Origin of the sequence: Aeromonas sp. Lyrl_2, from assembly GCF_051948815.1 — a bacterium.
Lineage (GTDB): Bacteria > Pseudomonadota > Gammaproteobacteria > Enterobacterales > Aeromonadaceae > Aeromonas > Aeromonas veronii.
The window spans coordinates 1-306 of record NZ_JAYJLJ010000077.1; the positions used below are offsets into that span (position 1 = coordinate 1).

A 306-nucleotide genomic window follows, 5' to 3' on the forward strand; every position below is an offset into this window, starting at 1 on the left:
TTCAGCAATTCATTGAGCCGCTTTTCGAAGCAACCAAACTTAAATTGAAGAGTTTGATCATGGCTCAGATTGAACGCTGGCGGCAGGCCTAACACATGCAAGTCGAGCGGCAGCGGGAAAGTAGCTTGCTACTTTTGCCGGCGAGCGGCGGACGGGTGAGTAATGCCTGGGGATCTGCCCAGTCGAGGGGGATAACTACTGGAAACGGTAGCTAATACCGCATACGCCCTACGGGGGAAAGCAGGGGACCTTCGGGCCTTGCGCGATTGGATGAACCCAGGTGGGATTAGCTAGTTGGTGAGGTAA

At 54.2% G+C, this 306-nt stretch carries 1 rRNA gene; it reads left to right on the top strand.

The features are described 5' to 3' along the window. Window positions 1-41 precede the first annotated feature (41 nt). A 16S ribosomal RNA gene (locus VF684_RS20985) occupies window positions 42-306 on the top strand; the annotation flags it as partial.